The 12,782-nt window shown below is 60.8% G+C and carries 12 protein-coding genes; 9 read left to right on the top strand and 3 right to left on the bottom strand.

Annotated elements, in window-relative coordinates; all coding sequences use genetic code 11:
• Nucleotides 1-196: 196 nt before the first annotated feature.
• The 8 genes from gcl (at nt 197) to AC1UK9_RS08390 (ending at nt 9,848) form a co-directional block, all read left to right on the top strand.
• On the top strand, nt 197-1,972 hold the full coding sequence (gcl, locus tag AC1UK9_RS08425) for a glyoxylate carboligase (RefSeq protein ID WP_025111892.1): 1,776 nt from the start codon (nt 197-199) through the stop codon (nt 1,970-1,972).
• 140 nt (nt 1,973-2,112) lie between these two features.
• A complete protein-coding gene (hyi, locus tag AC1UK9_RS08420; protein ID WP_025111893.1) occupies nt 2,113-2,895 on the top strand; it encodes a hydroxypyruvate isomerase in 783 nt (260 codons plus the stop codon).
• A gap of 154 nt (nt 2,896-3,049) precedes the next feature.
• Complete coding sequence (locus tag AC1UK9_RS08415) at nt 3,050-3,943, top strand: 2-hydroxy-3-oxopropionate reductase (RefSeq protein WP_482579834.1); 894 nt, start codon at nt 3,050-3,052, stop codon at nt 3,941-3,943.
• Between the two features lie 155 nt (nt 3,944-4,098).
• Complete coding sequence (locus tag AC1UK9_RS08410; RefSeq protein ID WP_482579833.1) at nt 4,099-5,373, top strand: glycerate kinase type-2 family protein; 1,275 nt, start codon at nt 4,099-4,101, stop codon at nt 5,371-5,373.
• Nucleotides 5,370-6,785, top strand: a complete 1,416-nt coding sequence (gene pyk, locus AC1UK9_RS08405; RefSeq protein ID WP_473014872.1) for a pyruvate kinase — start codon at nt 5,370-5,372, stop codon at nt 6,783-6,785. Before AC1UK9_RS08410 ends, pyk begins: the two co-directional genes overlap by 4 nt.
• Nucleotides 6,786-6,983: 198 nt before the next feature.
• Nucleotides 6,984-7,898 carry an urea transporter gene (locus tag AC1UK9_RS08400; protein WP_482579832.1) on the top strand — a complete coding sequence of 305 codons (915 nt, stop codon included), beginning with the start codon at nt 6,984-6,986 and terminating at the stop codon, nt 7,896-7,898.
• 21 nt (nt 7,899-7,919) lie between these two features.
• The gene (locus AC1UK9_RS08395; protein ID WP_482579831.1) at nt 7,920-8,744 is read left to right on the top strand and encodes an ion transporter; all 825 of its coding nucleotides are present in this window, start codon (nt 7,920-7,922) and stop codon (nt 8,742-8,744) included.
• 105 nt (nt 8,745-8,849) lie between these two features.
• On the top strand, nt 8,850-9,848 hold the full coding sequence (locus AC1UK9_RS08390) for a sulfate ABC transporter substrate-binding protein (RefSeq protein WP_025111899.1): 999 nt from the start codon (nt 8,850-8,852) through the stop codon (nt 9,846-9,848).
• Between the two features lie 186 nt (nt 9,849-10,034).
• On the opposite strand, the gene AC1UK9_RS08385 is transcribed toward AC1UK9_RS08390, so the two are convergent.
• A complete protein-coding gene (locus tag AC1UK9_RS08385; protein ID WP_482579830.1) occupies nt 10,035-10,655 on the bottom strand; it encodes a hypothetical protein in 621 nt (206 codons plus the stop codon).
• Between the two features lie 243 nt (nt 10,656-10,898).
• On the opposite strand from AC1UK9_RS08385, the gene AC1UK9_RS08380 reads away from it, so the two are divergent.
• Nucleotides 10,899-12,086 (top strand): MFS transporter, encoded by a 1,188-nt coding sequence (locus tag AC1UK9_RS08380; RefSeq protein WP_482579829.1) that lies wholly within the window; start codon nt 10,899-10,901, stop codon nt 12,084-12,086.
• Nucleotides 12,087-12,155: 69 nt separating this feature from the next.
• On the opposite strand, the gene AC1UK9_RS08375 is transcribed toward AC1UK9_RS08380, so the two are convergent.
• Both AC1UK9_RS08375 and AC1UK9_RS08370 read right to left on the bottom strand, forming a co-directional pair.
• Nucleotides 12,156-12,560: a type II toxin-antitoxin system HicB family antitoxin gene (locus AC1UK9_RS08375; RefSeq protein WP_482579828.1), complete on the bottom strand. Its 405-nt coding sequence runs from the start codon at nt 12,558-12,560 to the stop codon at nt 12,156-12,158.
• Nucleotides 12,560-12,772, bottom strand: a complete 213-nt coding sequence (locus tag AC1UK9_RS08370; protein ID WP_025111903.1) for a type II toxin-antitoxin system HicA family toxin — start codon at nt 12,770-12,772, stop codon at nt 12,560-12,562. Before AC1UK9_RS08370 ends, AC1UK9_RS08375 begins: the two co-directional genes overlap by 1 nt.
• Nucleotides 12,773-12,782 lie beyond the last annotated feature (10 nt).

Raw genomic sequence — 12,782 nt, 5'->3', positions numbered from 1 at the left:
GAACACAATGAATTATTTTTTTGTATACAATAATTCTCGAAAAGCGCCGCATGCGACGAAAAGCCACAGCAGAATCTGGCTTCCGACGAATGAAACAGGCGCTTGAGAAAATGGATTGACCTGCGCCGTCCGCCGTGAATACACTCTGCGCAAAGCCACTTGTATACAATTACAAAACGTAAAGAGGCACAAAACCATGAGCAAAATGAGAGCAATCGAAGCCGCCGTTCTGGTGATGCGCCGTGAAGGGGTTGATACCGCTTTTGGCATTCCGGGCGCTGCGATCAACCCGCTGTACTCCGCACTGAAAAAAGTCGGTGGCATCGATCACGTCCTCGCTCGCCACGTTGAAGGCGCCTCGCACATGGCCGAGGGTTACACCCGTACCAAGGCCGGCAACATCGGCGTGTGCATCGGTACGTCCGGCCCTGCCGGTACCGACATGGTCACCGGGCTCTACAGTGCCTCGGCCGACTCGATCCCCATCCTCTGCATCACCGGCCAGGCACCCCGCGCCCGTATGCACAAGGAAGATTTCCAGGCGGTCGACATCACCAGCATCGTCAAGCCAGTCACCAAGTGGGCGACCACTGTTCTGGAGCCGGGCCAGGTGCCTTACGCGTTCCAGAAAGCTTTCTATGAAATGCGCTCCGGGCGTCCAGGCCCAGTGCTGATCGACCTGCCGTTCGACGTGCAAATGGCGGAAATCGAATTCGACATCGACGCTTATCAACCGCTGCCATTGGCCAAGCCGACCGCGACCCGCGTTCAGGTCGAGAAGGCTCTGGCGCTGCTCGATCAGGCTGAGCGTCCATTGCTGGTGGCCGGTGGTGGCATCATCAACGCCGATGCCAGCGATCTGCTGGTGGAGTTCGCCGAGCTGACCGGTATTCCGGTCATTCCTACCCTGATGGGCTGGGGCACCATTCCTGACGATCACCCGCTGATGGTGGGCATGGTCGGTCTGCAGACTTCGCACCGTTACGGCAACGCCACGATGCTGAAATCCGACGTGGTGTTGGGGATCGGTAACCGTTGGGCCAACCGTCACACCGGTTCGGTGGATGTCTACACCGAAGGCCGCAAGTTCATTCATGTCGACATCGAAGGCACGCAAATCGGCCGCGTGTTCACCCCGGACCTGGGCATCGTTTCCGATGCCGCTGCCGCGCTGACCGTGTTCATCGAAGTGGCCCGCGAATGGCAAGCCGCCGGCAAGCTGAAAAACCGTAGCGCCTGGCTGCAAGATTGCCAGCAGCGCAAGGCCAGCCTGCAGCGCAAGACTCACTTCGACAACGTGCCGGTCAAGCCGCAGCGCGTTTACGAAGAAATGAACCAGGTGTTCGGCAAGGACACCTGCTACGTCAGCACCATTGGTCTGTCGCAGATTGCCGGCGCGCAGTTCCTGCACGTCTACAAGCCGCGTCACTGGATCAACTGCGGTCAGGCCGGCCCGTTGGGCTGGACCATTCCGGCAGCGCTGGGCGTGGTCAAGGCCGATCCGAACCGTAAAGTCGTGGCCCTGTCGGGGGACTATGACTTCCAGTTCATGATCGAAGAGCTGGCGGTCGGCGCTCAGTTCAAACTGCCTTACATCCACGTCGTGGTGAACAACTCGTACCTGGGACTGATCCGTCAGGCCCAGCGCGGGTTCGAAATGGACTACTGCGTGCAGCTGTCCTTCGATAACCTGAACGCGCCGGAACTCAACGGTTACGGTGTTGACCACGTCGCAGTGGCCGAAGGCCTGGGCTGTAAGGCGCTGCGTGTGTTCGAACCATCGGAAATCGCCCCTGCCCTGCGCAAGGCCGAACAAATGATCGAAGAGTTCAAGGTGCCGGTAATCGTCGAAATCATCCTGGAGCGTGTGACCAACATCTCCATGGGGACCGAGATCAACGCCGTCAACGAATTCGAAGACCTGGCGCTGGTCGGCAACGACGCGCCAACGGCGATTTCGCTGCTCGACTAACTGCTGACCGCTCCCTCTGTAGGAGTGAGCCTGCTCGCGATGACTGTTTCATATCCAACACGGATGTTGGCTGATACACCGCTATCGCGAGCAAGCCCGCTCCCACAAGGGGAACCTCACAAGATATACGGGAGACCACCATGCCGCGTTTCGCAGCCAACCTGTCCATGCTATTCACCGAACAGGATTTCCTTGCCCGTTTCGACGCCGCCGCCAAAGCCGGTTTCAGTGGTGTGGAATACCTGTTCCCGTACGACTTCAGCTCCGCCGAAATCAAGGCCAAGCTTGATGCAAACGGTCTGACTCAAGTGCTGTTCAACCTGCCGGCCGGTGACTGGGCCAAGGGCGAGCGCGGTATCGCGTGCCTGCCGGACCGGGTCGAAGAGTTCCGCGCCGGTGTCGATCTGGCGATTGCCTACGCGCAAGTGCTGGGCAATACCCAGGTCAACTGCCTGGCCGGTATCCGTCCGCAAGGCGTGGACGATGCCACCGTGGAAAAGACCTTCGTCGCCAACCTCAAGTACGCCGCCGACAAGCTGCAGGCAGCGGGCATCAAACTGGTGATGGAAGCGATCAACACCCGCGACATTCCGGGCTTCTACCTGAACAACACGGCGCAAGCCCTGTCGATTCGCGAGCAGGTCGGCAGCGCCAATCTGTTCCTGCAATACGACATTTATCACATGCAAATCATGGAAGGCGATCTGGCCCGCACCCTGCAATCGCACCTGGGCGAGATCAACCACGTGCAGCTCGCGGACAACCCGGGGCGCAACGAACCCGGCACCGGTGAAATCAACTACCGCTTCCTGTTCGAACACCTGGATCGCATCGGTTATCAGGGTTGGGTTGGCTGTGAATACAAGCCGCTGACCACCACTGAAGCGGGCCTCGGCTGGCTGAAGACCCACAACGCAATCTGACGCAGATCCCCTGTAGGAGTGAGCCTGCTCGCGATGAGGCCAGCACATTCAACATCAATGTTGTCTGGCACACCGCTATCGCGAGCAGGCTCACTCCTACACAGAGCAACACCCCTATTTCGCTTGAGCAAGACAAAAACAAGAGGATTTTCTCATGGCTAAAATCGGATTTATCGGCACCGGCATCATGGGCCACCCAATGGCTTCGAACCTGCAGAAAGCCGGTCACAGCCTGTTCCTGTCGGCACACCACGACGCCGCTCCGGCCGACCTGATCGCCGCTGGCGCCGTCGCTCTCGCCAACCCGCGCGAAGTGGCGCAGGAAGCTGAATTCATCATCGTCATGGTCCCGGATACCCCGCAGGTCGACGACGTGCTGTTCCGCGCCGACGGCGTTGCAGCGGGCCTGAGCAAAGGCAAAATTGTCATCGACATGAGTTCGATCTCGCCGACCGCCACCAAGGCTTTCGCCAAGAAGATCAACGAGAAAGGCGCGCAGTACCTCGACGCGCCAGTGTCCGGTGGTGAAGTCGGTGCCAAGGCCGCGACCCTGAGCATCATGATCGGTGGCGACGCCGATGCCTTCGAGCGCGCTCTGCCGCTGTTCCAGGCCATGGGCAAGAACATCACGCTGGTCGGTGGCAATGGCGACGGTCAAACCGCCAAAGTCGCGAACCAGATCATCGTCGCCCTGAACATTCAGGCCGTCGCTGAAGCCCTGCTGTTTGCCTCGAAAAACGGTGCCGATCCAGCCAAGGTGCGTGAAGCACTGATGGGTGGTTTCGCCTCTTCGAAGATCCTCGAAGTGCACGGCGAGCGCATGATCAAGGGCACTTTCGACCCAGGCTTCCGCATCAGCCTGCACCAGAAGGACCTGAACCTGGCCCTGCAAGGCGCCAAGGAGCTGAACATCAACCTGCCGAACACCGCCAACGCCCAGCAAGTGTTCAGCACCTGCGCGGCCATCGGTGGCAGCAACTGGGACCACTCGGCGCTGATCAAGGGCCTGGAACACATGGCCAACTTCTCGATTCGCGACAAGAAGTAAGCCCTGCCCCGCTTTCCATTTGGGAGCGGGCTTGCTCGCGAAGAGGGCGTGTCAGTCGACATGGAGATTGACTGACCCACCGCATTCGCGAGCAAGCCCGCTCCCACAATGGATCTGAGTTGCCCTTCCAATAACAAGAATTCCGGGAGCCCGCCATGTCGGTCGATCCGCAACAACTGCTGCGCGAGCTGTTTGCCACAGCCATCGACGCGGCCCATCCGAACCAAGTCCTCGAAGCCTGTCTGCCTGCCGATCGCAGCGGTCGCGTCATCGTCATCGGCGCCGGCAAAGCCGCCGCAGCCATGGCGCAAGTGGTCGAGCGCAACTGGCAAGGTGAAGTGTCTGGCCTGGTGGTGACCCGCTACGGTCACGGCGCCCCGTGCGAAAAAATCGAAGTGGTCGAAGCCGCGCACCCGGTACCGGACGCTGCCGGCCTGGCCGTGGCCAAACGCGTACTGGAGCTGGTCAGCAACCTGACCGAAGACGACCGCGTGATCTTCCTGTTGTCCGGTGGCGGCTCTGCCCTGCTGGCGTTGCCGGCCGAAGGCATCACCCTCGCCGACAAGCAGTCGATCAACAAAGCCCTGCTCAAATCCGGCGCGACCATCGGCGAGATGAACTGCGTGCGCAAGCACCTCTCGGCGATCAAAGGTGGCCGCCTCGGCAAGGCCTGCTGGCCTGCAACTGTTTATACCTACGCCATTTCCGATGTGCCAGGCGACCTCGCCACGGTCATCGCGTCCGGCCCGACCGTGGCCGACCCGAGCACTTCCGCCGAAGCCCTGGCGATCATCAAGCGCTATGGCATCGAGATCCCGGCGTCGGTGCGCAACTGGCTGCAAAGCCCGGAGTCGGAAACCGTCAAACCCGGTGATCCGTCCCTGGCGCGCAGCCACTTCCAGTTGATCGCCCGCCCTCAGCAATCGCTCGATGCCGCTGCAGTGAAATGCCGTCAGGCCGGCTTCAGCACGCTGATCCTCGGCGACCTCGAAGGTGAATCGCGCGAAGTGGCAAAAGTCCACGCCGGCATCGCCCGCCAGATCATCCATCACGGGCAGCCACTGGCAGCCCCGTGCGTGATTCTCTCCGGCGGCGAAACCACCGTGACCGTGCGCGGCAATGGCCGGGGCGGACGCAATGCCGAATTCCTCTTGAGCCTGACCGACAGCCTCAAGGGCCAGCCCGGCGTCTACGCGCTGGCCGGTGATACCGACGGCATCGACGGCTCGGAAGACAACGCCGGCGCGATCATGACTCCGGACAGCTACGCCCGCGCCGCCGCCCTCGGTTTGAGCGCCAGCGACGAGCTGGATAACAACAACGGTTACGGCTACTTCGAGGCGCTCGATGCGCTGATCGTCACCGAGCCGACCCGCACCAACGTCAACGACTTCCGCGCCATTCTGATTCTCGAGAGTTCTAAATCATGACGCCTGATAAAAAGGTCAAAATCCTCGCCACCCTCGGGCCTGCTGTCGATGGCATCGAGGACATCCGTGAACTGGTCGAGGCCGGGGTCAATATCTTCCGCCTGAACTTCAGCCACGGCGATCATGCCGACCACGCCAAGCGCTATCAGTGGATCCGCGAAGTCGAGCGCCAGCTCAACTATCCGCTGGGCATTCTGATGGACTTGCAGGGGCCGAAACTGCGCGTCGGCAAGTTCGCCGACGGCAAGGTTCAGTTGCATCGCGGCCAGGCGTTTCGCCTTGATCTGGACGCGACACCGGGCGATGAGCGCCGAGTGAATCTGCCGCATCCGGAGATCATTGCTGCGCTGGAGGCGGGCATGGATCTGCTGCTCGATGACGGCAAACTGCGTCTGCGCGTCGTGACCAAATACAACGATGCCATCGACACCACCGTACTCGCCGGCGGCGAATTGTCGGACCGCAAAGGCGTGAACGTGCCGCAAGCCGTGCTCGACCTCAGCCCGCTGACGGCCAAGGATCGCCGCGACCTGAGCTTCGGCCTGGAGCTGGGGGTGGACTGGGTGGCGCTGTCGTTCGTGCAACGCCCGCAGGACATCCTCGAAGCCCGCGAACTGATCGGCGACAAAGCCTTCCTGATGGCGAAAATCGAGAAGCCGTCGGCGGTTGAACAACTGCGCGAAATCGCCGAACTGAGCGACGCGATCATGGTGGCTCGCGGCGATCTCGGCGTGGAAGTGCCCGCCGAAAGCGTGCCGCAGATCCAGAAGAACATCATTACCACCTGCCGCGAACTCGGCAAACCGGTGGTGGTGGCGACGCAGATGCTTGAGTCGATGCGCTTCTCCCCGGCCCCAACCCGCGCTGAAGTCACCGACGTGGCCAACGCCGTGGCCGAAGGCGCCGATGCGGTGATGCTCTCGGCCGAAACCGCGTCCGGTGAATACCCGCTCGAAGCGGTGCAGATGATGAGCAAGATCATCCGCCAGGTGGAAAACGGCCCGGATTACCAGACCCAGCTCGACGTCAGCCGGCCGAAAGCCGAAGCGACCGTGTCCGACGCGATCAGCTGCGCGATCCGGCGTATCAGCAACGTGCTGCCGGTGGCGGTGCTGGTCAACTACAGCGAGTCCGGTGCATCGAGTCTGCGTGCGGCGCGGGAGCGGCCGAAAGCGCCGATCCTCAACCTGACGCCGAACCTGCAGACCGCGCGCCGTTTGAGCGTGGCGTGGGGCATTCACTCGGTGGTCAACGATCGCCTGCGTCAGGTCGACGAAGTCTGCTCGACCGCGCTGGAAATCGCCCAGGCCCAAGGCATGGCCGAGCGTGGCGACACGCTGCTGATCACCGCCGGTGTGCCGTTCGGGCAGCCGGGGTCGACTAACTCGCTGCGGATCGAAACATTGATTTAAAGATAGATACAAAACCCGTGGCGAGGGGATTCACATAACAAAGAGATTCATTGTTTTTACTGGCCTCTTCGCGAGCAGGCTCGCTCCCACAGTTGACTTGTGTGCACCACAAACTCAATGACTGAACAAAGATTCAGTGTGGGAGCCAGCCTGCTGGCGAAGCAGGCGATTCGGTTTCACTGACTTTTTAGAACTGCCATGCCTGCCAACTCTTTCAACACCCACTGCCCCGACTGGGCCGAGGCTTTGCTCAACGGTTTCAGTCAAATATTCCTTCAGCGCCACCCGCTGTGCGGCCTGCTGTGCCTGTTGGCGATCCTGTTCACTGCGCCGGTGCTGTTTGCCGGGGCGCTGCTCGGTGCTGTCGCCGGTTTGCTCACCGCGCAACGGCGCAACTACGCCAAGGCTGATCGCCAGGCCGGTCTGTTCAGCTACAACGGCGTATTGCTCGGCCTGCTGTTGAGTCTGTATTTCCCTTGGTCGCCGATGCTGCCGCCACTGATTCTCGCCGCTGGTGGCTTGAGCGCGATGGTCACTCAGCAATGGCTCAAACATGTGTACCGCAGCCGATCCATACCGGCCTACACCTCACCCTTTGTGGCCATGAGCTGGATCCTGCTGCTGTTCGCCGAACCGTCGGCGCCGATGGCGCACATCGAGATGAACACGCTGAATCTGTTTGCCGCCGAACTGCGCGGTTTGGGCCAGGTGATGTTTCTCGGGCATCCACTGGCCGGCGCGCTGATCGCCATTGGTTTGCTGATCGCTGACCGTCGGGCTTTTTGCTGGGCGCTGCTGGCGTCCGCAATCGGCCTAGGTTCCAGCCTGCTGCACCACGAAGCCAGCATGGCGCTGCTCGGCCTGGGTAGCTACAACGCGGTGCTCGCCGCCCTCGCCTTCAGCCCCCAACGCCAGCAACCGTGGCTGCCGCTGCTGGGCATCGTTCTCGCGCTGCTGGTTACGCCGCTGTTCGCCGCCATCGGTCTGGCGACACTGACCGCGCCATTCATCCTGGCCTGCTGGCTGATCCGCGCCGGTATTCAGATGCTCGGCAAAGCGACCGTCGACGGCACGCCTTGCGCTCATGGGGAGAATCAACCTAGGCTGCGCTGATCTTCGATTCAGGCGTTATCCATGGACAGCAGCAACAGTTGGCGTGAACGGCTTTACGTCATGATTTTCCAGAGTGACACCCTCGCCGGGCGGCGCTTCGACGGCTCCTTGCTGTTGATCATCCTCGCCAGCCTGGTGGTGGTGATGCTCGACAGCATCGACAGCATTCATCAGAACTACGCCGATGTGCTGGCGTACATCGAATGGGGCTTCACCGTGATCTTTCTCGGTGAATACATCCTGCGGTTGTACTGCTCGCCCAAACCGTTGCGCTATGCCTTCAGTTTCTACGGGCTGGTCGACCTGCTGGCGATCGTGCCCGGGATCCTCGCGCTGTATTACAGCGATGCGCAGTACCTGCTGATCATCCGGATCATTCGGATGCTGCGGATCTTCCGGGTGCTCAAGCTCAGTCCGTACCTCAAGCAAGCCAACTACCTGATGTCGGCGCTGCGTGGCAGCAAGCAGAAGATCGTGGTGTTTCTGGTCAGCGTCTGCACCCTGGTGACGGTGTTCGGTACCCTGATGTACGTCATCGAAGGCCCGGAACATGGCTTCACCAGCATTCCCAAGGGCATCTATTGGGCTATCGTGACCCTGACCACCGTCGGTTTCGGCGACATCGTGCCGAAGACCCCGCTGGGTCAGGTGATTTCGTCGCTGGTGATGATCACCGGTTATTCGATCATCGCCGTGCCCACCGGAATATTCACCGCAGAACTGGCCAACGCCATGCGCGGCGAACAACTGCAGCACGACTGCCCGGTGTGCAGGAAAAACAGCCATGAGCATGGCGCGGCGTTCTGCTCCCGTTGCGGCAACGCCCTGTTCAAGAAAATGGAATAAGTACAGAGCTTTTTAATCTTTAAGCGACTATGTGCGCCCGGCTATAGTCGCTGGCAAAACGGTATCACCCCCTACCGCTATCACCGACACAACAAGGAATGCGCAGTGAAAAAACTCTTTGGCGCCTCACTTCTCGCCGCCGGTCTTGCCTTTGGCAGCGTGGCTCAAGCCGCACCGACCCTGCTCAACGTCTCCTACGACGTGATGCGCGATTTCTACAAGGACTACAACACTGCGTTCCAGAAGCACTGGCAAGCCGAGCACAACGAAAACATCACGGTGCAGATGTCCTTCGGAGGTTCGAGCAAGCAGGCGCGCTCGGTGATCGACGGCCTGCCGGCTGACGTCATCACCATGAACATGGCAACCGACATCAACGCCCTCGCCGATAACGGCAAACTGGTCCCGGAGAACTGGGTCACCCGTTTGCCGAACAACAGCGCGCCGTTCACCTCGGCCACGGTGTTCATCGTCCGCAAGGGCAACCCTAAAGCCCTGAAAGACTGGCCGGACCTGCTCAAGGACGGTGTGCAGGTGATCGTGCCGAACCCGAAAACCTCGGGTAACGGCCGCTATACCTACCTGTCGGCCTGGGGCTACGTGCTGAAGAACGGCGGTGACGAAAACAAGGCCAAGGACTTTGTCGGCAAACTGTTCAAACAGGCGCCAGTGCTCGATACCGGCGGCCGCGCCGCGACCACCACGTTCATGACCAACCAGATCGGAGACGTGCTGGTCACCTTCGAGAACGAAGCCGAAATGATCGCTCGCGAGTTTGGCCGCGACCAGTTCGAAGTGATCTACCCAAGCGTCTCCGCCGAAGCCGAGCCACCGGTGTCGGTGGTCGACAAAGTGGTCGACAAGAAAGGCACCCGCGCTGCCGCCGATGAATACCTGAAGTACCTGTGGTCGCCGGAAGGCCAGGAAATTGCCGCCGCCAACTACCTGCGCCCACGGGACCCGGCGGTGCTGGCGAAATACACCGACCGCTTCCCGAAAGTCGATTTCCTGTCGGTCGAGAAGACCTTCGGTGACTGGCGCTCGGTGCAGAAGACCCACTTCAATGATGGCGGGATCTTTGATCAGATTTATACCGGCCAGTAAGGCTTAGGCAGTCACGAAAAAGGCGACCCTCAGTGGTCGCCTTTTTCATGGAGTTTGAAATCACCACACTTCCCCCCGTGGGAGCGGGCTTGCTCGTGAAGGCGTCGGATCAGTCAGCACATCTGCTGAATGTCAGACCGTATTCGCGAGCAAGCCCGCTCCCACAGGGGATTTGTGTGTGACCCACTACATGGGTGGGGTGACGCCATCCTTGCCGGCGGAGATCGATTGGGCGGTTAGCGTGCCGTCCGCACTCTGGGTGACGAACGTCACGATCTTCACCCCGACCTTGAGCAAGCTGCGATCTCCCGGCGTCAGGTTGACGATCGGCACATCCTCCGGCACCAGGATCTTCTGCTGCCCGCCCTTGTAGTTCACCGTCAGCACCCGGCCGTTGCTGACCACCAGATCGCCGACGCTGCCATTGGTCATGCTGCTGCCCTTGGCCAGATCGAACGGCCGATGGCCATCGCCACTGCCGGCCAGTTCCGGCGGGAATACGTGCACTTCCATTGCCTTGAGCGTGCCATCCTCCTGAGGCATGGCGGCCGAGCCGATGTAGCTGCCGGGTTTGATGTCTTCGATATTCGCCAGCGTGACGGCGCGAACCTTGGTGTCCGCGGTCAACTGGATCACCACGTTCTCGCCGCTGTTGACGTGTACCTTCAACGAATCGGTGCTGACCCCGGTGATCTCGCCGCGTACGCCGAGCCGCGTACCGGGGGCATCAGCCGCCTGCACCGCGCTGGCGGCGAGCAGGCCGATCAGGGCAATCGTGGTGGTGTGACGCAGCAACTGACGAAACATGGCGATCCTCCGGTGATGAACAGTTAAAGCGCTGCAGTAAACATAAGCACGCTATCGAAGAAGATGTAAGTGAATGTATCATCACCCCACCCCGGCCGGACGCAAGGTTCGCCGATGAACGCCACCACGCTTGAAGCCAATCATTCCGCAACGGAATAACTGCTATCGATACAAGGCTTCTACCGCCGCCCCGGTGCGTCCCTTAGCCTCACCGCATTCCCTTTCGCTGGATCGAGAAACCTTATGAACGCCACAACTCACGCAATGACCCGAGGCATGGTGCTGCTGTTCGCCTTCTGCTGCGGCGCCATCGTCGCCAACATCTACTACGCGCAGCCGATCATCGGCCTGATCGCCCCGGACATTGGTCTCTCCGACACCATGGCCAGCTTCATCGTCTCGCTGACGCAGATCGGTTACGCGTTGGGCCTGTTCTTCCTGGTGCCGCTGGGCGACCTGCTGGAAAATCGTCGGTTGATGATCATTACCACCGTGGTGGCGATTGCCAGCCTGCTCGGCGCGGCGTTCACCAATCAGCCGAACGTGTTCCTGCTGATTTCGCTGCTGGTGGGGTTCAGTTCGGTGTCAGTGCAGATCCTGATTCCGCTCGCCGCGCATCTGGCGCCGGAAGAATCCCGTGGCCGGGTGGTCGGCGGGATCATGGGTGGCCTGCTGCTGGGCATTCTGCTGGCGCGGCCGGTGTCGAGCGTCGTCGCCGACCACTTCGGCTGGCGCGCGATGTTCATGATTGCCGCAGCGTTGATGGCCGCGATCAGTGTGGTGCTGGCGTTGACCGTGCCCAAGCGCCAACCGGATCACAGCGCCACGTATGGCCAACTGATCGGCTCGTTGTGGACACTGCTGCGCCAGCAACCGGTACTGCGTCAGCGGGCGTTTTACCAGGGCTGCATGTTTGCCACGTTCAGCCTGTTCTGGACCGCCGTGCCGCTGGAACTGGCGCGCAACCATGGGCTGTCGCAGAGCGAGATCGCGATATTCGCCCTAGTCGGCGCCATCGGTGCCATCGCCGCCCCCATCAGCGGACGCCTGGCCGACGCCGGCTACACCCGCATTGCTTCGCTGCTGGCCATGCTGTTCGCCAGCCTGAGCTTCCTGCCGGCCTTCATCCACCCGGCCTACAGCGTGATCGGCCTGGCCGTGACCGGCGTCGTGCTCGACTTCTGCGTACAGATGAACATGGTCCTCGGCCAGCGCGCCGTCTATTCGCTGGACGCCAAAAGCCGCGGTCGCCTGAATGCGCTGTACATGACCAGCATCTTCATCGGCGGCGCCTTCGGCTCGTCGGTCGCCAGTGCCGTGTATGAGCATGGCGGCTGGTTGTGGATCGTGATTGTCGGCAGCGCATTCCCGTTACTGGCGCTGTTGCGGTTTCTGAGTGCTTCGCAGCGTGGTTCCTTGGCAACGGCGTAAGGCGTCAAAAGCTTCGCGAGCAGGCTCGCTCCCACAGGTCCTCCACTGAACCTGTGGGAGCGCTGCTATTCAATACCGAACCAGTTTCTCCATCGCCGCATCCGCCAGAAAGGAGGAGCGGCTTTTGACATTGTGCTCACGCACATATCGATCGATACGCTGGATGACGTAGCCCGGCAACGTCACGTTGACCTTTTCGGTTTTACCCATGTAGGGCGAGATATCCAGCTCAAGCATGCCCCAGCCCATGTCGGCAAACTCCGGATTATTGCGATGGGCCGCTGCCGACGTCGGCATCGGAACCGACTCGCCGTCTGCCGCTCTCTCCTGCAGCAGAATGTGGGCGATTTCAACGGCTGCGTTGTAGGCGTCCTCGAAGGTATCCCCAGCCGTGACGGCGCCGGGAATGTCGGGTATCTGAATCCCGATGGCGGTGTTGTCGTCACCCCATTCGATGCAGATCGGATATTGCATTATGGATCTCCCTTGCAGCTGGCTGGCGGGTGGTACAACCCGGCACGCCTCCTGATGCTTTTGACCGTCCCCGGCGGCAAATCCTTTTTCGGGTGGGGAACGGGAATCGTGTACGGGTTGTAGCGGTGAATGAAGATGTGATGACTGCCGGTGACTCGATCCAGCGCCCAGCCTGCCTCCTCCAGTTCCTTGATCAATAGCCTGCTTTGCACCTACCGCCTC

It is taken from the genome of Pseudomonas sp. AK-TSAG1-1 (assembly GCF_056821665.1).
This window is presented reverse-complemented; position numbering and strand designations above follow the sequence as displayed.

Excerpts from the sequence above, each read along its gene's own strand:
- gcl (WP_025111892.1), top strand. The coding sequence starts at position 197 with ATGAGCAAAATGAGAGCAATCGAAGCCGCCGTTCTGGTGATGCGCCGT.
- hyi (WP_025111893.1), top strand. The coding sequence starts at position 2,113 with ATGCCGCGTTTCGCAGCCAACCTGTCCATGCTATTCACCGAACAGGAT.
- AC1UK9_RS08415 (WP_482579834.1), top strand. The coding sequence starts at position 3,050 with ATGGCTAAAATCGGATTTATCGGCACCGGCATCATGGGCCACCCAATG.
- AC1UK9_RS08410 (WP_482579833.1), top strand. The coding sequence starts at position 4,099 with ATGTCGGTCGATCCGCAACAACTGCTGCGCGAGCTGTTTGCCACAGCC.
- pyk (WP_473014872.1), top strand. The coding sequence starts at position 5,370 with ATGACGCCTGATAAAAAGGTCAAAATCCTCGCCACCCTCGGGCCTGCT.
- AC1UK9_RS08400 (WP_482579832.1), top strand. The coding sequence starts at position 6,984 with ATGCCTGCCAACTCTTTCAACACCCACTGCCCCGACTGGGCCGAGGCT.
- AC1UK9_RS08395 (WP_482579831.1), top strand. The coding sequence starts at position 7,920 with ATGGACAGCAGCAACAGTTGGCGTGAACGGCTTTACGTCATGATTTTC.
- AC1UK9_RS08385 (WP_482579830.1), bottom strand. The coding sequence starts at position 10,655 with ATGTTTCGTCAGTTGCTGCGTCACACCACCACGATTGCCCTGATCGGC.
- AC1UK9_RS08380 (WP_482579829.1), top strand. The coding sequence starts at position 10,899 with ATGAACGCCACAACTCACGCAATGACCCGAGGCATGGTGCTGCTGTTC.
- AC1UK9_RS08375 (WP_482579828.1), bottom strand. The coding sequence starts at position 12,560 with ATGCAATATCCGATCTGCATCGAATGGGGTGACGACAACACCGCCATC.